Genomic DNA, 24,088 nt, shown 5'->3' with positions numbered 1-24,088 from the left:
TGCCCCCTTCTTAACAGCTAATCTATCTTTTATTTAAACCACTTATCATAAATTTTGTCAAAAGCTCCATCTTTTTTCATTTCTTTTAATGTTTCATTTATTTTATTACAAAGTTCTGGATTTTCTTTAGAAGTTGCTACAACATAATCTTCTAATCCAAAATCTTCTTTTAACACTTTATATTTATCTTCACCTTTTTGACCCATATAGTATCTAATTAAAACTTCATCACCAACAACTGCACTAGTTCTACCTATCTCTAAATCTCTAAGTGCTTTATCATAAGTATCATAAAGAACTGGTGCTCCACCTTTTAAGCTATTCATAAAATCTTTATCCTTTTCCACTGCATCAAGTGCTGTTGAACCTTGTTGTGTTCCAACTTCTTTATCTTTTAAATCTGCTTTTGAATTTACTTTTGAATCACTTAAAGTAACTATTATCTGTTTATTTTGTAAATATGGGTCTGTATATGATACTATTTTCTTTCTTTCATCTGTTATAGAGTACCCATTCCATAATACATCTACAGTTTTTGAATCATTTAACTCAGTTTCTTTCATTGACCAATCTATTGGTTGGAACTTAACTTCCATTCCAAGTCTCTTAAATGTTTCTTTAGCTAACTCTACATCAAATCCTACAGTATCTCCTTTTTCATCTAAAAATCCCATTGGAACAAATGTATTATCAAACCCTACGATTACTTCTTTTTTTGCTTCTTTTGAAGCATCTTTTCCCTTTTCATCATTTGATTTTGAACAACCTGCCATCCCACTTACTAAACCTAACATAATTGTAAATATTCCTAATTTTTTTAATATATTTTTCATAATATTCTCCCTCATCTTTTAAATTTTTAAATATTTTGATTATTTTTTAAAAAGTATATCTGTTGCAATATAATTCTCTGCGCGCTTAAAAAATTATATTAAAAAAACTCCCGTCTCTAGCTTCTGCTAGAGGACGGGAGTTGACTCTCGTGGTTCCACCTCTGTTCATTAATGCCTCACGACACTAACCTCTTTAAGTACAATAAAACAATTATACTCTAGCACTATAACGGGTGCAAGGATTCCGGAAAACTCCTAATAAAGTATCTTTACTCTTTCAGAGTTCTGCTCAAAGATGTGTTCAAAGTAAAATCTATTGCTCCTCTCACCAATCGGAAACTCTCTGTTTAAGATTAACTACTTCTACTATTTCTTTTCTTAGCATTTAATGTTGTTTTGAATTGTTATTATGATATTGATTTTATAGCATAAGGCAATATCTGTCAATATATATTTTAAAATATATATAAAAATCTAATTCCAAGGAACAACTTCTACTTCACCATAACATCTTTCTACCAATCTATTGGAATATTCCCCTCTATATCCCAAAATGAAAAGTAAAACAAGCTCAATATATCTTGTTCCTATTGAGATTATGTTCCAAATATCTTCAACTTCTAACACAGCTCTATGAGTTCTTCTGCTTGGATGAACTATACTATTCCTTAAATAAATTACTAAATCTACACCATCATCAAACTTATTTTTTATTGTATTATCAAATATATCTAATTCATGTTTTCCATATGGTATCTTACAAATATCAAGTAATAATCTTATATTTTTGGATGCTAAGTTACAATCAAAAGCTTCATCTGTAAGTATTTTGTTTTGCTCTACTAAAATTACATATGACAGAGTTTCAAGTGCAATTTGTACAGATATTATATTATTTTCCATAGTAACACTTCCAAGAGATTCTATATACCAGTCAATAACACTTTTTATGGCAGAACCATAATAAAAATCTTCTAATTTTTTACACATAAGACTTATATATTTCTCCATATTATGATAATTTGAAAGTGTATCTGACCATGTTGGTACATATCTAAATGGAGATATCTGATTTTCATTCCATATTCTATAGACTTCATTTCCACTTCTATATCCTTTAGCCAAACAAAATCCAACATATCTTCCACACATAAAACTCAAAGCTGTTGATATTCTATCTAAAAGATTTATTGTATTATTTGTTCTAAAAATTCTACCATCTTTTCTTCTAACTCTACCTATATGAGTTATTATGGCTCCAGACTTAGACCTTAAGTCTGACTTAAGTTCTTTTCTATAATCGTATCTTTTATCTATAGTCACAATATAATCATTTATATCAAATTCAATTCTACCTGCATATACTTTATCATTATATTTAATGAGTTTTCCAGGTATTTTATCTAAGTTTATTATATTAAAATCTACATGCTCAACATAAGAATTTTTAGATTTTATACAGTCATCATTGATATATCCTTCCACATTAACTTCACTTAGAGTGTTTATTGTTATAGAAATAATTTTATAACCATGAACTTCAAGAATAGCATTATCATAATCTAAAGCTAAATTATCATCTTCATTATCTATTTCTTCAATGCAACCTATATCCGCCTTAAAGCTTATAGATATTGGAGGTGTCATTTTATAATAAATTTTTCCATTACATCTATATTTTTTATCTAAATATATGCAAAACCGACCTTCATAGATACTAATATCTTCATTGATACCATAGCTTAAATACTCTGATGTTATAGCATCATCAATTTCTTTCATTTTTATTCCCACCTTTGCTTTTGTATAATAACATAGGGATTGTAGTTCTTTTTTATTTAGTAAAACTCAATCTATTATATAATTTAGCATATTATTTTATTACTTATGTACTTTAATAATTTTCTACAAAAATATCATCATTCTAGTATCATCGTTTATTTAATACTTTATGTATCTCATTTAAATTTAATTATTTAAAAGCTTACATTGCTTACTTGTAATTTCTACAGCTTATTACATCCTTCCTTGTAATTATAGCATAGTTTTATAATTTCATATTATATATTTACTAAAAAAGCTAATACCTTTACCTTTTTCTAAACAGTTTTTTAAATAAAAATGGCAGCTTTAATTTATTATTTTAAAACCGCCATCAAACTGCAAATATTTTATTTTGATATATATAACTTAACCATTATATTAAGAGATTTTTGCTTCTATCAATCTTCAAGTTTAGATAAGACTTCACTTATATCCTTTTCCACTAATGGTTTCATATTATTATTATAAATACTTGTGTCTGCATTACTTAATTCCATTTGTATACGATGGATGAGATTTTTTTTATACTTTGTAATATTAGGTAATGATTTAATAAACATTCTTGATACAGACGGTTTTTTATCTACAATATGACTTAAAATACAATCTATATTTATTTCAATTTTATTCTCAGTATCCCATTGAGCATTTACAGCTATTAATAACAATCCTCCTCCCCTAATATATGAACTTTCATTATTTAGCATATCTAAAAATGAATCAAAAAAACAATATGTAATATTTGATTTCATACTTTCATTTTCTAAAAACAAAAAAATTCTATATGCTTCATTATGATTTTTTGAATATAATTTATTAATAAGTAAATTTATGTCTTCCAATCTTTCCATCTCCCTCATGACAAACATGTACTTAAACAAAGTATAATATATCCCAAAATATATGTAAATAAACCTCTATACTAAATACAAATCTAAAATTATTCTAAAATCACTTAATATTTATTTCCAAACAATAATCATAAATGTTATACACTTATTGATTATATGTCATAAAAATAAGCTATCAAATAATTTATATTTGATAGCTTATCTTTCTTATAATTCTTTTTTTAAAGTTTCCTTTAGATTATCATATGCAAAATCCATTATTTCTCTACATGCAACTAAGTCCTTTTTTAAGTCTATACACAGTTCTGAACCATACTCTTTTCTTACTGTTGTAGTCAAATCTTTAGCATACACTTTAGCTTTAGTACTTTCATCTTCATGATTTCTACCCTTTACATATCCAATTATTATATTTGAGGCATTTACTGCACCACATAAGCTAGCAACTCCACAACCTGAACCTAATCCACTACCTAAACAAACTGGTATATCTGTATTAAATTCCTCATTATATGCTTTTATAACTGATTCAGCACAATTAAATCCTTTTTCATGATATTTTGATGCTATAACTTTATTACACATTAAAATTCCCCCTTATCTTTATAAGTTAAAATATTTGTTTGCTATCTTTGTAAAAAAATATTTGTTTTTACCATTATTATATCAAATTTTAACAATAAAAACATTTTTTTCTGGATTATACACTTTTTTCTAAATTTAATAGTATTTCTTTCAAATCAGAATGATTTCCCATATATCCGCCAATATTATTTTTGCCAACTACTCTATGACAAGGTATTATTATTGGAATTTTATTGCTCTTACTTGCCTGTCCTATTGCTCTTACTGATTTCGGATTATTTATATTTTGTGCTATATCTGAATAATATAATGTTTCTCCATATGGTATTTTTAGCATTTCCCTATAAACTGATTTTTGAAACTCAGTTCCTTCAATTCGAATATCTAAATCAAATACTTTTCTTTTTCCTTTAAAGTAGTCATCTATTTGGTTTATAGCTTCTTTTAAATCTTCTTGGCTTCTTTTTATGTCAATTCCTTTTTTGATATATTCATCTTTTAATTTATTAAATTTTTCGTCTCCTATATCTACACTGACTATAAAACCATCTTCACTTAATATGTACAAATTTCCTATTTTTGATTGATAAACATCATATACTAGATTCATATAACTTCCCCCCTTTACACTAGTATACATATAATTTTTTAACTAATAAAGAGTTACCCTAAAAAATAGGATAACTCTTCTTTTATAATTATTTAATATATAATATTTTTTTTAAGCTTATTGGCTATTTAATATATAAAAATATCGATTTTATATATTTTTAAAAGCTTTAGAAAGCATAAGCTTTATCCTGTTAAGCTGATTTACCTCACTTGCAGAAGGGTCATAATCAATAGGTATTATATTTGCATTTTTATATAATCTTTTTAATTCTTTTATAGAACCTTTACCAATTATATGATTAGGTAAACATCCAAAAGGTTGCATACAAATAATATTTTCTACACCTTCGTTTAATAGCTCAACCATCTCACCTGTTAAAAGCCAACCTTCTCCAGTTTGATTTCCTAATGACACTACTGGTTCTGTGTTTTTTGCAACAGTCTTTATGTTACCTGGTGCATAAAATCTTTTACTCTTATCAAGTGCCTTCTTATATACTTTTTGGTATATTCCAGTTATGTATATAAATGCTTCTCCTATAATTCTACTCTTTCTACTTCCCTCTAAATGAGTATGTTTATAAATAGTATTAAAAGCACAACTTAAGAAGAAGTTTGTAAGGTCTGGAACAACAGCTTCAGCACCTTCTCGCTCCAATATGTCTACTAGATTATTATTTGCAATTGGATGGAACTTTACTAAAATCTCTCCTACTAAACCTACTTTTGGTTTTTTTACATCTAGTATCTCTAAATTATCAAATTCCTTTACTATATCTTTTATATTTTTAGTAAATATAGAAATTTTTGCTTTGACAAGCGAAGTTTTACATATATCAACCCATTTTTCATATAGAGCATTTGCACTTCCAGTAACCTTTTCATATGGTCTTACTCTATAAAGTACCTTCATCAATAAGTCACCATATACAACTGACATAAAAAGTCTATTGATTAATTTTAGTGATATATTATCCATTATTCCACTGTCTTCTATTCCATTTACACTAAGGGCGATTACAGGTACATCTTTAAATCCAGCATCATACATAGCTTTTCTCAAGAATCCGATATAATTTGTAGCTCTACAACCTCCACCAGTCTGAGTTATAGTGACAGAGGTGTTATTTAAATCATATTTACCAGATTTTAATGCTGTTATTAGTTGACCCACGACTATTATAGCTGGATAACATGCATCATTATTTACATATCTTAATCCCTCTTCAATTACATTACTATCTGTATCCTTTAGAACTTCTATATTATAACCACTTAAGTTTACGGCTTTTTCAAGAAATTGAAAATGTATTGGAGACATTTGTGGAGCTAATATAGTATGTTTGTTCGTTATTCGATTATTTTTAGCATACTGTATCCTATTTACCTTTATATTTTTAACATCTATATTTTTGCTTTCTCTCTCAAACATGGCTGCTTTTAAAGACCTCATTCTTATTTTAGCAGCACCTAAATTGTTGCCTTCATCAATCTTTATGATAGTATATATCTTTGATTTTTCATTAAGTATCTCTTGAACTTGGTCTGTAGTTACTGCGTCCAATCCACATCCAAATGAGTTAAGTTGTACTAATTCCAAATAATTTTTATCTCTCACAAAGCTTGCTGCTTTGTACAATCTTGAATGATATACCCATTGGTCTACAACTCTAAGAGGTCTTTGTATATTTGCTAAGTGACATATAGAATCTTCAGTAAGTACTGCCATATCTAATGAGTTTATAAGTTCTGGCATACCATGATTTATTTCTGGGTCTATATGATATGGTCTTCCACATAACACAATCCCCTTAATATTTCTTTCTTTTATTTCTTTAAGTGCTCTTTCACCTGCAGCCTGCATCTCCATTTTAAATGAATTTTGTTCATCAGTAGCTTTATCAACTGCATTATTAATTTCGTCTTTAGTTATTTTTATATCTGAAAAACTTTTTGATAATTCTTCATAAAGTCTCTTTTTCAATTTTTCCTTATCATTTAGACTTATAAATGGATTTATGTAGTTTATGTTCTTATTTCTTATATTTTCTACATTGTTTTTTATTACTTCAGAATATGATATTACCACAGGACAATTATAATAATTATCAGCGCTTGAATCTTCTTTGTTTTCATTTGTTACGCTTGGATAAAATATATTTTTTATTCCCTTTGCAATTAAGTTTTCTATATGTCCATGAACTAATTTTCCTGGATAGCAAACTGTTTCAGAAGCAATACTAGTTATACCAGTTTCATATAATCGTTTTGATGACCTATCTGAAAGCACAACCCTAAATCCTATATTATTGAAAAAAGTAAACCAAAATGGATAATCTTCATACATATTTAATACTCTTGGTATACCAATCTCTCCATTCTTTGCTTCTTCTTTTTCTAGTGGTTTATATCTAAAAATCCTATCATATTTGTACTTAAATAAATTTATTGGTTTTTTCTTTTCTAGTCCTATTTTTTTATCGCCATAGATAGCTTCACCCTTCTCACATCTATTTCCTGAAATAAAAAGTTCATTGTCAGAAAATTTATTTATAGTAAGAAGACAATGATTTGAGCATCCTTTACATCTAGTTACACTTGATTCTAGTTTTATATTATTCAATTCTTCTTTAGATAATAAAGATGTTTGATAGCCACTTTCATATTTTTCTTTTGCTATAAGTGCTGAACCAAAAGCACCCATAATTCCTGAAATATTAGGTCTGATTACATTTTTTTCAATTAATTTTTCAAAGCTTCTAAGCACTAAATCATTATAAAATGTTCCACCTTGTACAACAATATTGCTACCAATTTCATTTAAATCTCTAATTTTTATTACTTTGAATAAAGCATTTTTTATTACAGAATAAGATAATCCTGCTGATATATCTCCAATGCTTGCACCTTCTTTTTGAGACTGTTTTACTCGAGAATTCATAAACACGGTACATCTTGAACCTAAATCTACAGGACTTTGAGAATAAATCCCTTCCTGTGCAAATTCTTCTATTGTCATAGATAAAGAAGTCGCAAATGTCTCTAAAAATGATCCACAACCTGAAGAACAAGCTTCATTTAATATTATATTGTCAATTACTCCATCTTTTATTTTTAGACACTTCATATCTTGACCACCAATATCAAGTATAAAATCTACGTCTTTATTAAAAAATTTAGCGGCTTTATAATGTGCTATAGTTTCTATTTCTCCATTATCAATTTTTAATGCTTTTTTAATAAGGCCTTCTCCATATCCAGTTACAGTTGAGCTCAGTATTTTAATATTTTTTGGCAATATGTCATATATTTCATTTATAACCTTAATAGTCGTTTTTAATGGATTTCCTTCATTACTATTATAATAAGAATATACTAGTCTTCCTTCTTCATCAATAAGGGCTGCTTTAGTAGTAGTGGAACCTGCATCAATTCCTAAATAACAATTACCTTTGATTGAATTTATATCTACATAATTTATTTTTTCTTTTTCATGTCTTCTTGAAAACTCTTCATATTCGTTTTTATCTCTAAATAATGGTTCTAATAAATTTACTTCTCCATCTTCAATATTCTCTATACTATCCAGCTTTTCTATTAGAGACTCTAAGTTTATACTATCTTCATCTACTGACAATAATCCTGCTCCAATAGCAATATAGAGTTGTGCATCTTCTGGAAAAATTATATTTTCATCTTTTAAATCTAATACTCTTTTAAATGCTCCTCTAAGCTCAGATAAAAAATACAATGGACCACCTAAAAATGCAACATTGCCTTCTATTTTTCTTCCACAAGAAAGAACACTTACAGTTTGTACAACAACTGCATTAAAGATACTCATGGCTATATCTGTCTGCTTAGCTCCATCATTTATAAGAGGTTGAATATCTGTTTTAGCAAAAACACCACATCTTGAAGCTATTGGATATATAACATTGTACTCTTTAGCTAGTTCATTTAATCCACTTGCATCTGTTTTTAAAAGTGATGCCATTTGGTCTATAAATGCTCCTGTGCCACCTGCACATATCCCATTCATTCTTTGGTCTATTCCGCCACTCAGATATGTTATTTTTGCATCTTCCCCTCCAAGTTCTATGACAACATCAGTTTCAGGATGGAAATATTCTATTGCTTTTGTACTAGATATAACTTCCTGAACAAATTTTACTCCTAGCTTTTTAGATATTCCAATCCCACCTGAACCAGTTATTACAATTTTAGTATTTATGTTTCCCAATTTTTCATATATACCTTTTAGTACTTCTTTAACTGATTTCTTCACATCAGAATAATGCCTTCTATATTCTTTATGAACTATACTATTACTATTATTAAGTACCACAACCTTCACCGTTGTAGAACCTACATCAATTCCTATATGAAATAATTCATCCATTGTATCCCTCCATACTTATATGCTTTTTTTAATTTTTGTAAGTTCTATGGCTTTATTTTAAGTAAGTTATTCTATAATCTTTATGACTAATATTTTTATTTTATGATTATTTTATTAATCAAGCTTACTCTACTAGGTAATTCCCAATCCTAACCTTAAATTTTAAATAAGAACATATAGTTAGTGTACTAAATTTTGTCATAAATTTCTACAGATTTTTGTTACTTTTTACATAAATATAACTTAACTCTAATATCTACTTAATATTTATATATTATAAATTATCTTCATTCATCAAAAAATGGTTGTCAGTGTACAAATTCTTATTGTACACTAACAACCATTTCTTATATACTATCTTTTATTTATTAATTATACTTATCCTACGAGCATAAATATGAAGTGAGCTGCTGCTCCTGCACATAAACCACCTATTGTATGAGAAAGGATAGCTTTACCTGCCAATTGTCTAGCATTTAATGCATCCATCATACCAATGTGTGTACTTAAATATCCACTCCAACACATACCCATAGCTGTAAACACTGCTATATCATTAGGAGTTATAGCTCCTGATTTTATAAATTCTGGAACTAAAGACATTGCTGCTCCAACAGCTCCCAATGAAGTTATAGGGAAAGCTATTGCTTCTGGTGATGTAAATCCAAATAATGGTTCTAATATGAATCCAAGTTTATCTCCAATAACTGGAAGTAATTTTATTCCTTCGTATGCAGCTCCAGTATAAACTTCTTGACCTGTAACAGGGTCTGTAGATGGTCCAAAAGTTAATAGCATGACTAATGTACATACTACTAGGACACCTGGGATTATAGCCATTCCCATATCTACTCCCATTTTACCACCTTCAAGAATTGCATCTAAAGCTCTTTGGAACACATTTCCTTCTCTAACTTCTCTAAACTCAGCTTTTTTTTCTAGTGAACCAGTTGCTTTATCTTCCTCTGGATTGTATTTATAAAATTTCTTAGTAAATGTCAACATTATTCTAACACTTACTATACTACCTATAACAGCACCTAAATTACCAATTAATGCTGGAAGTACATACTCTGTACCTTGAGAAATCATAAATGTTGTTAAGATAAGTCCCATACCAAAAGCTGTTCCTAAATTACATAGTGCTGGAACTTGATATTTTTTAAAGTATTGTGTGAATGTTTTATCTTTAGCAAAAGGTATAATAGCTGGATTATCTGATAAATAAGTTGTTATAGCTCCTGCTATACTAGCACCAGGCAATCCATATAAAGGCTTCATAAATATAGCGAAAATTTTATTAATTAATGCTATTACTCCAAACTCTGAAAGTAGTGCACTTAATGCGCCTGCAAGAACTGCCATAGCCATAATTAAGAAAACTGTCTCTAATAGTAAAGCATGTGCTGTACTCATTATTACTTTGAACATCATTCCTGCTCCCATAATACTACCAACATATCCAAAACCAACTACTAGTAATATTAAGAAAACAAAAGTTTCCATGCTTACTGCCTTAACCTGTCTCCTGTCTGTTAACTTCTCCATTTTGAATCATCCCTTCTTTTTCTTTTGTTGTAAATAAAGTTTAACAAAACCTTTTCTCTTTTTTAATTATACTTATAAATATTACTGTTTGCAACTTTATTTGTCATTTTTTTGTCATAATTAAAATGAAAATCAGTATTTTAATAATAAAAATTTTTCAGATTTATGCAAGTTTTCGACATCTTATCCTTCACTTTAGAAAAAGTACGATTCCTTACTAGTTATGCACAAGTTACTCTAACGACCTAATATTCACATACAAGTTGTAACTTGTATCTTTTATAGGAAACAAAAAAGATTATGAAAAAAATTTTCCTTCAATATTTTTCGTAATCTTTTTTATTAGTTTTATAGAATTTTTTTATTTTTTTTTTTTTAAGTTATGTATTATTGTAATTTTTCAGCTATATATTTTACTAAATCAACTGTTCTTGATGAATATCCCCATTCATTATCATACCATGAAACTACTTTAACCATATTGTCTTCTATAGCCATTGTGGATAGAGCATCTATAATAGACGATCTAGAATCGCCTCTAAAATCTATAGAAACAAGTGGTTTGTCACAATATCCTAAAACTCCTTTTAATTCTCCTTCAGCAGCATCTTTTAATGCAGAGTTTACTTCTTCAACTGTAACGTTTTCTTTAAGTTCGCACACTAAATCAACAAGTGAAACTGTTGGTGTTGGCACTCTAAGTGAAAAACCATTTAATTTTCCTTCTAATTGTGGTAATACTCTTGACACAGCTTTTGCTGCTCCTGTAGTGGTAGGTATTATAGATTCAGCCGCAGCTCTTGCTCTTCTTAAGTCTTTATGGCTCTTATCTAATATTCTTTGATCGTTAGTATATGAATGTACTGTAGTCATTAAACCTTTTACTATGCCAAATTTTTCGTCCAATACTTTAGCAAATGGTGCTAGACAATTTGTAGTACAAGATGCATTTGAAATTATATTGTGCTTTTCATTATCATATTGTTCTTCATTAACTCCGATAACTATAGTTATATCTTCATTTTTTCCTGGAGCTGTTATAATTACTTTTTTTGCTCCTGCTTTAATATGTTTTTCTGCCTTTTCTCTTTGTGTAAATAGCCCTGTTGATTCTATTACTATATCAACTCCTAGTTCTTTCCATGGTAATTCTTCTGGGTCATTATATCTTAATATTTTTATTTCTTTAGAATTTACTACTAGAGTATCTTCATCTTTTGCTTCTACTTCACCTCTAAAAGTTCCATAGCATGAATCATATGTAAATAAATGTGCCAAAGACTCTGTTGTTGCTCTTGCATTTATGGCTACAATTTCTATATTATCTCCTAATTCTTCTTGAGCTATTCTTAATACAGCTCTTCCTATTCTTCCAAATCCGTTCATTCCTACCTTAATTTTCATTATGAAATGTCTCCCTCCATTACTATGTTTTTACATGATTATTGTACACTAAACAAATCATTTGTTCAATACTTTTTCTTGATTAAATAATTAAATTCTATGTTTTTTTATTATCAAAAGAGAATTAGTGTATCATTTTTATCTATTTTAACCCATATTTAGTATATACTTTTTAGTATACAGAGGCTGAAGCCATTTATTTTGCTCAATGTCCCTTGGGACATATTTCGCCATCTTTTTTTTGAATTTTTAAACTATACTTATTCCTAAAATGTACTATATTAGATACTCTTTTTTAATTTAAAATAACAAAAATCAAATAAATTATTATTTAGTCCAAAAAATATATAAACTTTTAAAATTTAATGCACAAAAAAGAGATTATAATTTCTATAACTAAAATAAATTTTAATCATCTTTATAATCTCTTTTCTATATATTATTCAAATAATTTCGTTCCTAAACTTACAAACATCTGTAAAATTAAAAAAGCTTTTGTATCTATTTTATGATTACTCTCTAGAATCTCTTTGGCTTCTTCTTGTGAGATTAAAAAAGCTTCAATGTCTTCATCTGGTTCTAAAAATTCATCTGTTATGTCACCATCACATATACAATAAACAAATGCAACAGATTCATCACTCATTCCAGGAGATAAGTATACTTTATCTTTACTCTTGTTTTTTTTAATTTCTAAAAGAGTAAGTCCTGTTTCTTCTCTAAGTTCTCTTTCAACAGAAGTCTCTATAGATTCACCTTCATCAACAAGTCCTGCTGGTAATTCATATATATAATCATTAATAGGTACTCTAAATTGTTTTATTAAAATTAGTTTTCCACTACTTTTATGAAGTCCTGCTATTACAACTGCATCTACATTGTCCTCTTCATTCTTCAAATAAACACGTTCTAGTTCTTCATTGCTTTTTCTTGATGCCACCATCCAAATCTTATCTTCGTTCAATTTATTTTTGTACTCAATTTCAAAAAGTCCTATAAACTTATTTTCAATCAATGTATTTACATTCTTTATTATAGTTTTTTTCAAATTTACTACGACCTTTCTTTTTTAATACCATTAAACTAATATAAATATGATACCTTAGTAAATATTTATCTTATTATATTTCCATTTCTGGATTATCTTTATCTACAAAACCTACTTTAATCTCACAATCAAAAATTTCTTTTAATAACTTCGCTAACTCTTCTCTTGCACTCATTACTTTATCCAAATTAGCATCAGTAAAACCATCTATAGGGAAAAATATATTTTTTGAACTATTAGTTATTTTTCCTTCTTCTCCTTGTCTCCATATCCATCTTCTCGTCTTTACCATATCTCCAACAGAATAAATTAATTCTCCCTCTTCCATCAACTCAACATCAGTTTCTCCAAATGGAACAAATTTATCCCCTTCTTTTGAAAATCTAACATATACATCATCATTTCTAAAATCCATATCATGTGCACCCATTGGAAGTAAATATTTTAAAGAAATAGAATTTCCTAAATCCACAATAGGATTTATATGAGGAAGTTTCTTATTCTTAGCAACTCTTGTTGTCATTGCTTCTATTGAACTCATAAATTTATTTGGGTTCATTCCTAGGCTTCTAAAGGCTTCTCTATATGGTATAATTTCTTCTGATTCTTTCACTTTTTTATCTTTAAAGTAATCTTCTACTCTATCTATACTTATATCTAAAAGATTACCTATTCTTTCGATTTCTTTAGTATTGTCTATTCCTTTTGCTACCACTACCCCAAAACATACATTTTCTAATTTATCAAAGACTTCTTTTTCTACTATAAATTTCATTTTGTCTTATCCTCCTGTTATTTACATTATTTTCTAAGTAAATTTTATCACTTTATGTCTTATAAATATACCCCCTATTTAGCAATTGTTTAAGTTTTTTAAATTTTCCAATTAATGTTATATTTGCTCTTCCCAAATATTTTATATATACTAATTACAAATTTAGCTTTTAAAAACAGGTTTCTTACTTTATAATGTATAATATATTTTTATGGAGGTAAGATTATGAAAAATTTTATTTTAATATATCTTATAGTGATTAATTTTATTGCTTTTTTTTCAATGTATATAGATAAAAAAAGGGCAATTAAAAATGAATGGAGAATAAAAGAAGCCACTCTTATTTCTATGGCAGTAGTTGGAGGCAGTATAGGTTCTATAACTGGGATGTATTCTTTTAGACATAAAACTAAACATATTAAATTTACACTTGGTATACCATTTATAATATTTCTACAATTATTATTAATATATTTTTACATTTTAAAGTAATTGGAATATAAAACTGTATTTTTTCAATAAATTAAGGTGTATGAAACTTTTGATTTCATACACCTTTTTCTAGCAATTCATAAAAATACATCTAATTAAAATTAATGACCTTTATGTTTGGCTTTTCTCTTTTCTTGTTTCAAATTGAAAAGTCTTTCTTTTTCTTCTTCTTTCCTATCTTTAGCTAGAATTTTTTTATCCTGCTTTCTTTCTTCATATTGAAGCTTAAGGGCATTTTGAGCCTTGGTTCCTATAGTTTCTTTTTCCTGTTCTTTTTTTACTTTTCTCTGCATTTTTTTGTATCCAATTTTATCTTTGGTTACATTCTTTTCTAACTTAATACTACCAAAATCTAATGAGAAAAATCTTTCAAGTATAAATTCATATACTTCTACCTCTTTAGGTTCTGCTCCAAAAACTACTCTACATGCTTCATATTTTTTACCATCTTGTCTTTCAAATACACCTATCCAAAATGGTTCTTCAAATAAGACTGTCAATTTTCCACTAACTTTGTCCATTGCTAGTTCCTCCTATTTAATTACTTTCTAAAGAATGGACAACCAAGGAGGCAGGTTACTGACAGCAATTGCTGCGTCTGGACTACCAACCAGACTGTGTTTTTATCTTTATAAATTAAATCTTATCTTTTTTAATAATACTTGTCAATGTTGATATAAATTAATTTCTAAATATCAATTTTTATTGTTCCTTGCATAAATAAAACTGCTTCACCAGAAATTTTTACAGTATCATCCTCTAATAACTCACACTGAATTATACCACTTCGATTAGATAGTTGTGTTGCTACCATTTTACTTTTCCCCAATTTTTTAGCCCAATATGGAATTAGATTACAATGAGATGAGCCAGTTACAGGGTCTTCTGAATCTAATTCTGGACAAAAATACCTCGAAACAAAATCTGTATTACTCCCTTTTGCTGTAATTATTATACCTAACCAATCTGTCAATTTACGCAAATTTGCATAATTAGGTGTATAATTTATAATTTCTTTTTCACTATTTAGTAACAAAATTAAATCCCTTGAAGAATAAATAGCACTTGGTATGCAACCTATCAAATCAATTTGTTGTTGTGATAATTTTATTTCAGTAGGCATTAGTTTTGGAAATATCATCTCATATAGATTCCCATTTCGCATAACCTTAAGATTTCCACTTTGAGTAACGAACTCTATGTTTTGAACATTACTATCAATAAAATTTGATATTATATAAGCAGCTGCTAAAGTCGCATGACCACATAAATCAATTTCTGCTTTAGGAGTAAACCATCGTAATTCATAATTTCCTTTATTTTTAACTATAAATGCTGTTTCTGGCAGATTGTTTTCTTCTGCTATTTTCTGCATTAATTCCAAAGGCAATCTCTTATCAAGAACACAAACTCCAGCAGGATTTCCTTTAAATAATTTACTTGTAAATGCATCAACTATGTAGTACTCCATTCACCATCCTCACTTCCTGATTTAAATTTTCTTATATGTATTTCTCAAGATTACTCTGTTCAACAACCATTTTACCTAACAATGTGATTGCTTGCTTAGGACAATTATTCACACAACGATAACACATTGTACACTGATTATTGGAAATAACCATCTCATTTTTAATTACTAAATTATTCATTGGACATAAATTAATACACTTACCACATATGATACATTTATTAGCATTTATTTTTAGTTTGTCTGTATATTTATTCATTTTATTAATAAAGTATAATCTTTGTCCAAATAATCCTACAATATGACATAAAAATCCTAATCCATCTTTTGGTGGTATCCCAGATTTCAATTGTTTACTGGCTTTTTTTATTTTATTTTCTGCTTTTATTATCAATTTTCTATTGTAATCCAAGGAATGTTTTAGTACCTTCTCATCCCCTATACTATCTGGCATCTTTATGTGCAGTCCGCCAATAGTAGTAGCTCCATATTTTTTAAGCATCCTAGATAATACACCAGAACCATCTCCACTGAACAGAGCCATAGTGGCAATAATAAAAATACGTTTACCATTCCACAAATCTGAATTATTGATTATAAAATCTTTTAATATTTTAGGTACATTACTATATTGTACAGGATAACCAAAAATAATATCCTCATGATTATTAATGTGTTTTAAAAGTTCACTATTTTCAATAGAATAAGAATTTACTGTTGTATCGTATTCTTGTAAAAATTTTTCTACACAGTATCTTGAGTTACCTGTTCCACTAAAATATATTCCTAGCATCGATTTACTCCTATAATTAAGATTTATAGCTTTATTTTTAAAAGCTTCATCCTTCAATTTTACACTTTACTATCCAAACTAAACATCACTTAACAATAGTTTTTCTATATTAACCCTAATGATTTTTCTGTAAACTATATGGTAAAAATAATAATAGTTGTAAACGCATCAGATATACTAAAGGTCCTATACTATTTTAATCTTAAGCATTATTAATTTGATTTAAAATTATAAATAGGTTTCAATATATTAATTATGTCAACTGTATCTCTTATATTTTCTACAATCTCATCAATTGGTTTATATGCTTGAGGTGCTTCGTCAATAGTTTTAATATTTACACTTGTTGTAAATATATTTTTCATAGATTCTTCATAATCTTTCATATTTATATTTCTTTTAGCCTCTCCTCTTGAAAGTATTCGTCCTGCACCATGGGGTGCAGAATTAACCCAGTCTACATTTCCTTTGCCTACTCCCAATATAACACCATCTCTCATGTTTATAGGAATTAGTAATCTTCTCCCTTCATATGCTGCTATAGCTCCTTTTCTTAATATCTTATTTTCAATTTCTATATAATTATGTATAGTTTGAAAATGTTCTAAATTATTAAATTTAAGACCTATGCATTCTTCAATTATTCTTTTAGCCATTGTATCTCTATTTAATTCAGCATATTTTTGTATGATATCCATATCATGAAGGTAATCTTCCATTAATTTTCCTTCTAAATAACATAAATCTTTTGGTATTTTAGGAGTAAAGTTATGCTCTTTTTTAAGCATAATTAATGCATCTTGAATCTCATCTTCTCTATTTTCCTTTTTATACTTCTCTATAAGTCTTTTACTATCTTTTTCAAATTCATTGTTTGCTCTGATATAATAATCATAAGCTTTTTTTTGATAACATTTTGCTACTCTATTTCCAAGATTCCTGCTCCCTGAATGTATTATTAAATACTTATTTTTTTCATTATCTTCATCTAATTCAATGAAATGATTCCCTCCTCCAAGGCTTCCAATTGCTCTGTTATATTCATCAGTTCCTTTTCCTATATCTTTTAAACAGTATAATGATTCTATTTCTTTTTTGTAATTTGCCTTATTATATTTATTTATATTAAATCCATGAGGGATTTTCTCTCTTATAAAATCATCTATTTTTTTCAAATCCAAATCAATTTTGCCTAGATTTGCACATAAAACACCACAACCTATGTCAACTCCAACAAGATTTGGAACAACTTTATCTTGTATTGTCATGACAGTACCTATTACACAACCAGCACCTGCGTGGCAATCTGGCATTATTCTTATCTTAGACTTAGCTGTAAACTCCTGATTACATAATTCTATTATCTGACTTATAGTTGTACTATCTACATTATCTGTAAATATTTTTGCTTTATTACACTTTCCTTGAACCTCTAACATCAATATCACATCCTTTTTAGCTATTTTGAGCTATATGTTACTTTTAATAGCATTAATTATTTTAAAATATACCTAAATAAATTTTATATAAAAATAACAATCTAAATATTAACTTTTACTTTGTATAAGTAAATTTATAATGTATTAAAAGTAACACAAAAACTCCTATTTTTCAATATGTGAGCTTTCCTTATGGTATTTTATTATTATCGGTTTCAAGTTTTTATTTATTCATTTAGAAATATCTATTATTTTTGTAAAACCAATCCCATAGTCATACTGTCATCAGAATATGCTTCACCTTTGACATTACTAAAAAATTCAACAGATTTAAATCCAATATCTTGAATTTCTAATAAGAAACTTTCTTTTGAAAAATAGTGATTCCAAATATAAAACACAGTTTCATGTTTTTCTGTTATCACAAGAGTTTGTTCAAGTGTATTATAATCACTATATTTACAATTATCTTGTATACACATATATCTTTCACTACTCCAAAAGCCTCCATCTCCATTTATTTCCCAGGTTTTAATCTCTTTAAAATCATTGTATTTATTTATTGTAAACACATCTAATATCAATTTTCCTCCAGGTTTTAAACTTTTATAAATTCTCTCCATTAGCAATCTTCTATTTTCAGTTGATAAAGCTCCATAATCACAGTAAATTAAAGTAGCTAAATCAAATTCTTCATTGTAATTCATACTTAAATAGCTTTGAAATAAGTAGTTTATATTTAAATTAGTTTCTTTATTTCTATTTTGTGCATAATTAATAGAACGTTTTGAGAAATCAATTCCAGTTACCTTATAACCTTTTTGTGCAAATCTCTCTGCATATAGTCCTGGTCCACATCCTAAATCAATTAATTTAGTATACTCTTCTGGATTTGCAACTGTAACTATCCAATTTACAGAATCCTCAATAAAGTTAAAATTTCTACTTGCTCCTTCAAAGTCAACATCTAAATGAGCTTTTAATAATTGCTTTGAAATATACTCGTCATTCCAAAAATTAATTTCACTTCTTTTGTAAAGCTCTGGTCTTTCTAAATACATACATAATTTGTTTAACAAAACATACCACTCCTTAAAATTTTTATTTTTAAAATAAAAAAACCACAGAGTTTACTCTGTGGTTTAACTTCAAAAAGATGAGTTTAAATAAGAGTAAAATAGAACCAAATATTTTTAAGCACAACAATAAAACTGTAGTTTAACTTTGTTTGCTTATTAAATTTGATTTTATTCACTCTTTTCCAGAAATACTTATATCAACGATTTTATGATATCAAGTATCGCCGAACAACATCATCCTTTCATATTTTTATTTTATGAATTAATTATATATTTAGCATTTATATTTGTCAATAAAATTTAATTTAGATAGTTTACAAGCATTTCATCAAAAATATTTTTTATATCCAAAATTAATCAAAAAAAGATAACTGTACATCTCGTGAGTTTTTTAATTTTTCATTCATCACCTTAGAGTAACTACTTGATAAGGAGTACTTGTTTCTAAGTTCATTGACTATTTTATACAATTGATTTTTATACTCCCTATTAGCTGAACCTGTACTATATAGTATTGATAATTTATTAAATAATTCAGGAAACTCTTTTTTAACAAAATCAAAAAACACACCTCTAGTTAACCCCTTTAAATACAAGGTCCCAGGCAAAACGTAATGTACATTACATTCTTTTGCATGTGTAAATAAGGAATTTATATTATCAAAATCATCTGTAATATATGGTATAATTGGCATAATATGCAATCCAACAGATGCGTTAGTTTTTCTAAACTCTTTTAACATCTTAAATCTTCTCATTGAATCTACACCATTTGGTTCAATAAGTTTTTGTATATCTTCATTTATTGTTGTAATTGTAGATGCTATATTTATGTATGTAATCCTAGACAACTTATCAATCAAATCATAATCCCTCAAGATTAAATCCGATTTTGTAGAAATAATAGCTGGTGTCTTATACTTTATTAATAGATTTAATATTTCTGGCATAATTTTGTAATCCTCTTCTATTGGTTGATAACTATCTGTAACACCACCTATATTAATTACTTCTCTCTTCCACTTATTACTTCTAAGTTGTTTCTCAAGTTTTTCTACTATATTCGTTTTTATATAAATCTCTTCAAAATAATTATCAGAATTAATATACTTATGAGAATAAATAGCATAACAATATTTACATCCATGCTCACATCCACGATAAATATTTAAATCCCATTTATAAGGCATACTTCTTTTTAATTTATTACAGGCTATTTCACAATTTATTGGAATATATTTCATCTTATTATACAAATAATCACCTCTTTGTACATAATAATATCACAATATCAAATCATAATAATTAATCATAGTAGGTAATTTCCAGACCATAATTTATAATTTTCACCATATTTATAAAGTAATATATTCCATTCATTCATGGGTATTCCTCCACAAGTTGCTTTTTCTTCTAAATTATATAGACACTGTTTTAAATATGTTTCATTATGCCAATAATTATATAAATTTTCTAAATTTAAACTATGCTCATTAGATATGTCATTTGAGAAATTGTTATTTTCCCACTTTAATATACTTATGTATTTTAGCTCATTAGGCTTATAATTTCTCTTTATCATTTCATCATGTATAGTTCTTGTGTAAAACTTAAATTCATCTATACTATAATCCAAGACCTTATTAACTAATAGATGATTTGGTGTACCTTTCTTATCTATAGAACCTTTTATAGCAAGTAGTTCTCTCCATTGACTTACTAATTGATTTTTAGGTAATACATCAATTAAATCCTTATGCCATAATCTCATAATTTAACTCCTTACTATAAAATATTTTCTAAGTTTAATCATAAATCTATCTTATAACTTTACATGTTCAATAATTTTATCTGTAAAAACTATACCATTTAAATGGTCTATCTCATGACAAAGACATTTTGCCATAAAACCTGAACCCGTAATTTCTATTTTTTCACCATACTCATTTAAAGCTTGTACTGTTACCTTTTTTGGTCTTTTTAATTTTCCCCATGTTTCAGGGAAACTTAAACAACCTTCAACAACAATTTGTTCTCCTTCTTCTTTAATAATTTCAGGATTAACAAGCTTAATAAGACCTTCTCCTAAATCTATAACAACTAATCGTTTTAATACTCCTACTTGGCATCCAGCTAGTCCTCCACCATTTGGTGTATTATACATAGTCTCTGCCATGTCATTTAATATCTCTCTTATCTTATTATCTACATTTTCTACATACTTACTCTTTTTTCTTAAAATTTCATCATCAAAAGTTCTAATCTCTCTTAGAGCCATAATATTCCCCCCTACTTATCTGTGCTCTTGACTTTCTTTCACTTTCTTCAAATAAAAATACACTCTCAATTGGCTCATTAAAAACGCTTGAAATATCATATGCTAACCATATTGAAGGTTCATTTTTTCCAGTTTCTATGGCATTTATCGCCTGTCTAGATGTTCCAACCAGTATTCCTAGTTGTTCTTGTGTTAAACCTAATTTTTCTCTTAATATCTTTATTTTATTTTTCATACATACTCCATTCATGTAATGTTAACCTTACATTTTAAATTTAACATTTTTCTACTCAAGTGTCAAGTTAGCCTTACATTTTTTTCAATAATTTGTCTTATTTAATTATTTTTTCACTAAATTTTTTAAATAGTAGAAAAATCCATACTAATGATATAAAAAATGAAATAAGCACATATATATAATTATTTTCATTAAACGCCTTTGACAACCAAAACGTTGGTAAGAAAAATAGAATGTATTGCACTTTATTTAAGATAAAAAATGGTGCTAAAATACCCATTATAAAAACACCTGATAATTTAGTAATAGCCATTCCTTCCAATTTGTTTGATGATAAAGAAATCACCAACATCGATGTTATAATTCCTTGTAATAAAGCTATTAAAGAAATTGATAAATTTGATAAGAAAGAGATTTTAGTTAAAGAAAAAATCGTTAGCATAACTACTGTAATAATAAATGCTAAAATAGCTGGTATTCCAAGTCGTGAAATAAGATAACCAGTTTTACCAAGTGGAGTTACTATTAGATACCTTGAGATATTGTCATCAATCTCTCCCAATATAACCATTGTGGAAGCAAAAAAGAACATAAAAGGTGTAATAAAAGCCATAAGTAAATCAAACATCAAGAAATATGACTTTAAATTTAATTGATAATAAAATTTATCAAACAATATATCCTGTATTAATGGTATTCCAAATTTTATAAATACTCCACATATTATTGGTGAAATACATACTACAAAAAGCATAGAATCTCTTTTAATTTGCTCAAACTCTTGTTTGAAAGCATTAATAATTTTTATCATAATTTTACTCCACCCACTTTTTTCCAACTACTACAAACAAAATAATAGGTTATAAAATAAGTTATTATTGTCATTAATATTAAAATTAAAAAATTAATTATTATAAAACTTTTGTCCCCACTAATAAGAGAAATACATACATTAAAAGGATAAAAATCTATATAGGATTTTGTATCAACAAGTACATTGAGTATTGGTGGAATAAGGCATATAATCTCAATAGGAATAGTTAAAACAATAAACTTATTTAAGCTAGATACTTTACTTGCAACCATCAATCCAATTAAAGAAAATATAACAGAAGAAAAAAAGGTTCCTATAATTGTTATTATAATATTATCTAAATTTACTGTAAGAGAAATGAACATAGCCACAATACTAGATATTATTCCTAATGAAATTACCTTTGACAATATATATTCTGATACTTTTACTGGAGATACAGCTAAAGAATTTAAAACCCGTTGACTTTTCTCAAGAAGTACAATAGCTCCCATAAAAAATAATCCCATCGCTGCTGGGTCAGAATAAATCATAATTATGGCTATTTTTTCTCTAATAAAAGTTGGAAATACATTGATAGCACAAATATATATAATACTTAAAATAATATACAGAAAATAAAAACCATATTTAAATTGAAACTTTATATCTCCTAAGATAAGGTTTTTTAGTCTCATTGTAAATCCCTCCCTGTTATCTCAATAAAAATATCATTTAATGTTGGTTCACTACTATGTATTGATAAAAGTTTATTTTTTGCAATAAGCATATTCAAGTTTTTGTCATTACTAGTACTATTCAGAAAACACTCAGAAGTTTTTTCTCCATTATCAAAATAAGTATATTTGATTTTTATGGCTCCCTTTGACATAATAAGGTTATGTGGTGTATCTAATGTAGATATTTTTCCATTTACAATGAAAGCTACCCTATCACAAAGCTCCGTTGCATCTAACATATTATGAGTTGTTAAGATAATAGTTTTTCCCTTAGATTTTTCCGATAGAATTATATCTTTCATAACTTTACTATTTGATGGGTCAAGACCACTTGTTGGTTCATCTAAAAATAAAATATCTGGATTATGTAATAAAGCTTTTATAAAATTTAGTCTAGATTTCATACCTTTTGAATACTCAGATATCTTTTTATTTGCTTCATTCTCTAAACCTACTGATTTTAATAGTTCATCAATAGATAATAATTTTTTTGAATATAAAGAGCCAAAATATTTTAGATTTTCTATTGCAGTTAACTTTTCATACAAGCTTGGAAATTCAAAATCAACACCTATATTTTCATAGAATTTATTTGAACATTTTTTACTTTCTATCCCATTAATAAGTACACTTCCTTTGTAATTAGTTATCATTCCAATTAGAATTTTTTGTAATGTTGATTTTCCTGCTCCTGATGGACCCAAAAATCCTAGTATTTCTCCTTTTCCTACTTTGAAATTAATATTTTGTAAAAAATCTCTATCTGTATAGCTAAATGATAAACTATCAACTTTAATCATTTTATACCATCCTTTCTACTCTTTGACTGTTTTAACTATATAGTCAAAAAAAGATAATTTTTTGTTTGTCAACTATTCCCTAT

The 24,088-nt window shown here is 27.3% G+C and carries 23 protein-coding genes and 1 other annotated feature; of the genes, 1 reads left to right on the top strand and 22 read right to left on the bottom strand.

Annotation, left to right across the window (positions count from 1 at the left end; genetic code table 11):
* Positions 1–29 precede the first annotated feature (29 nt).
* The 10 genes from ACTG47_RS09450 to ACTG47_RS09405 all read right to left on the bottom strand — a co-directional run bounded on the left by ACTG47_RS09450 (position 30) and on the right by ACTG47_RS09405 (position 13,882).
* Positions 30–833 carry an amino acid ABC transporter substrate-binding protein gene (locus ACTG47_RS09450; RefSeq protein WP_479926967.1) on the bottom strand — a complete coding sequence of 268 codons (804 nt, stop codon included), beginning with the start codon at positions 831–833 and terminating at the stop codon, positions 30–32.
* Between the two features lie 126 nt (positions 834–959).
* Positions 960–1,222, bottom strand: a binding site (T-box leader).
* 85 nt (positions 1,223–1,307) lie between these two features.
* On the bottom strand, positions 1,308–2,615 hold the full coding sequence (locus ACTG47_RS09445) for a YopA family protein (RefSeq protein ID WP_169469900.1): 1,308 nt from the start codon (positions 2,613–2,615) through the stop codon (positions 1,308–1,310).
* Between the two features lie 440 nt (positions 2,616–3,055).
* Positions 3,056–3,499 (bottom strand): SufBD protein, encoded by a 444-nt coding sequence (locus tag ACTG47_RS09440; protein ID WP_479926966.1) that lies wholly within the window; start codon positions 3,497–3,499, stop codon positions 3,056–3,058.
* A 216-nt stretch (positions 3,500–3,715) separates the two neighbouring features.
* Positions 3,716–4,093, bottom strand: coding sequence for a C-GCAxxG-C-C family (seleno)protein (locus tag ACTG47_RS09435; protein ID WP_169469898.1), 378 nt, complete (start codon positions 4,091–4,093; stop codon positions 3,716–3,718).
* Between the two features lie 115 nt (positions 4,094–4,208).
* A complete protein-coding gene (locus ACTG47_RS09430; protein WP_169469897.1) occupies positions 4,209–4,703 on the bottom strand; it encodes a methylated-DNA--[protein]-cysteine S-methyltransferase in 495 nt (164 codons plus the stop codon).
* Between the two features lie 150 nt (positions 4,704–4,853).
* Positions 4,854–9,107 carry an acyl-CoA dehydratase activase-related protein gene (locus ACTG47_RS09425; RefSeq protein ID WP_479926965.1) on the bottom strand — a complete coding sequence of 1,418 codons (4,254 nt, stop codon included), beginning with the start codon at positions 9,105–9,107 and terminating at the stop codon, positions 4,854–4,856.
* Positions 9,108–9,485: 378 nt separating this feature from the next.
* On the bottom strand, positions 9,486–10,655 hold the full coding sequence (locus ACTG47_RS09420) for a CD0519/CD1768 family membrane protein (protein WP_169469895.1): 1,170 nt from the start codon (positions 10,653–10,655) through the stop codon (positions 9,486–9,488).
* Between the two features lie 387 nt (positions 10,656–11,042).
* Complete coding sequence (gap, locus tag ACTG47_RS09415) at positions 11,043–12,059, bottom strand: type I glyceraldehyde-3-phosphate dehydrogenase (RefSeq protein WP_021384519.1); 1,017 nt, start codon at positions 12,057–12,059, stop codon at positions 11,043–11,045.
* A gap of 439 nt (positions 12,060–12,498) precedes the next feature.
* Positions 12,499–13,107 (bottom strand): NUDIX hydrolase, encoded by a 609-nt coding sequence (locus tag ACTG47_RS09410; protein WP_479926964.1) that lies wholly within the window; start codon positions 13,105–13,107, stop codon positions 12,499–12,501.
* A gap of 73 nt (positions 13,108–13,180) precedes the next feature.
* Complete coding sequence (locus ACTG47_RS09405) at positions 13,181–13,882, bottom strand: phenylalanine--tRNA ligase beta subunit-related protein (RefSeq protein WP_169469893.1); 702 nt, start codon at positions 13,880–13,882, stop codon at positions 13,181–13,183.
* 225 nt (positions 13,883–14,107) lie between these two features.
* On the opposite strand from ACTG47_RS09405, the gene ACTG47_RS09400 reads away from it, so the two are divergent.
* Positions 14,108–14,374, top strand: a complete 267-nt coding sequence (locus ACTG47_RS09400) for a DUF1294 domain-containing protein (protein ID WP_169469892.1) — start codon at positions 14,108–14,110, stop codon at positions 14,372–14,374.
* 101 nt (positions 14,375–14,475) lie between these two features.
* Here the strand turns inward: ACTG47_RS09400 and ACTG47_RS09395 are convergent, their stop codons facing one another.
* The 12 genes from ACTG47_RS09395 to ACTG47_RS09340 form a co-directional block, all read right to left on the bottom strand.
* On the bottom strand, positions 14,476–14,895 hold the full coding sequence (locus ACTG47_RS09395; protein ID WP_479926963.1) for a YjdF family protein: 420 nt from the start codon (positions 14,893–14,895) through the stop codon (positions 14,476–14,478).
* A gap of 167 nt (positions 14,896–15,062) precedes the next feature.
* Positions 15,063–15,845, bottom strand: a complete 783-nt coding sequence (locus tag ACTG47_RS09390; RefSeq protein WP_479926962.1) for a PhzF family phenazine biosynthesis protein — start codon at positions 15,843–15,845, stop codon at positions 15,063–15,065.
* Positions 15,846–15,876: 31 nt separating this feature from the next.
* A complete protein-coding gene (locus tag ACTG47_RS09385) occupies positions 15,877–16,638 on the bottom strand; it encodes an EFR1 family ferrodoxin (RefSeq protein ID WP_479926961.1) in 762 nt (253 codons plus the stop codon).
* A gap of 212 nt (positions 16,639–16,850) precedes the next feature.
* The gene (locus tag ACTG47_RS09380; RefSeq protein WP_479926960.1) at positions 16,851–18,077 is read right to left on the bottom strand and encodes an RtcB family protein; all 1,227 of its coding nucleotides are present in this window, start codon (positions 18,075–18,077) and stop codon (positions 16,851–16,853) included.
* Between the two features lie 248 nt (positions 18,078–18,325).
* Positions 18,326–19,156, bottom strand: a complete 831-nt coding sequence (locus ACTG47_RS09375; protein ID WP_479926959.1) for a class I SAM-dependent methyltransferase — start codon at positions 19,154–19,156, stop codon at positions 18,326–18,328.
* Positions 19,157–19,509: 353 nt separating this feature from the next.
* Entirely contained in the window at positions 19,510–20,412 is a 903-nt protein-coding gene (locus tag ACTG47_RS09370) for an SPL family radical SAM protein (protein ID WP_479926958.1), read from the bottom strand.
* Between the two features lie 53 nt (positions 20,413–20,465).
* Positions 20,466–20,927 carry a pyrimidine dimer DNA glycosylase/endonuclease V gene (locus tag ACTG47_RS09365; protein ID WP_479926957.1) on the bottom strand — a complete coding sequence of 154 codons (462 nt, stop codon included), beginning with the start codon at positions 20,925–20,927 and terminating at the stop codon, positions 20,466–20,468.
* Between the two features lie 51 nt (positions 20,928–20,978).
* Positions 20,979–21,434, bottom strand: a complete 456-nt coding sequence (def, locus tag ACTG47_RS09360; RefSeq protein WP_479926956.1) for a peptide deformylase — start codon at positions 21,432–21,434, stop codon at positions 20,979–20,981.
* Positions 21,415–21,669 carry a helix-turn-helix transcriptional regulator gene (locus ACTG47_RS09355; protein ID WP_479926955.1) on the bottom strand — a complete coding sequence of 85 codons (255 nt, stop codon included), beginning with the start codon at positions 21,667–21,669 and terminating at the stop codon, positions 21,415–21,417. Before ACTG47_RS09355 ends, def begins: the two co-directional genes overlap by 20 nt.
* A 97-nt stretch (positions 21,670–21,766) precedes the next feature.
* A complete protein-coding gene (locus tag ACTG47_RS09350) occupies positions 21,767–22,483 on the bottom strand; it encodes an ABC transporter permease (RefSeq protein WP_479926954.1) in 717 nt (238 codons plus the stop codon).
* Positions 22,480–23,163: an ABC transporter permease gene (locus ACTG47_RS09345; RefSeq protein ID WP_479926953.1), complete on the bottom strand. Its 684-nt coding sequence runs from the start codon at positions 23,161–23,163 to the stop codon at positions 22,480–22,482. Before ACTG47_RS09345 ends, ACTG47_RS09350 begins: the two co-directional genes overlap by 4 nt.
* The gene (locus tag ACTG47_RS09340; RefSeq protein ID WP_479926952.1) at positions 23,160–24,005 is read right to left on the bottom strand and encodes an ABC transporter ATP-binding protein; all 846 of its coding nucleotides are present in this window, start codon (positions 24,003–24,005) and stop codon (positions 23,160–23,162) included. The genes ACTG47_RS09345 and ACTG47_RS09340 overlap by 4 nt, the downstream gene beginning before the upstream one ends.
* Positions 24,006–24,088: the final 83 nt, after the last annotated feature.

It is taken from the genome of Clostridioides sp. LIBA-6622 (assembly GCF_056716095.1).
This window is presented reverse-complemented; position numbering and strand designations above follow the sequence as displayed.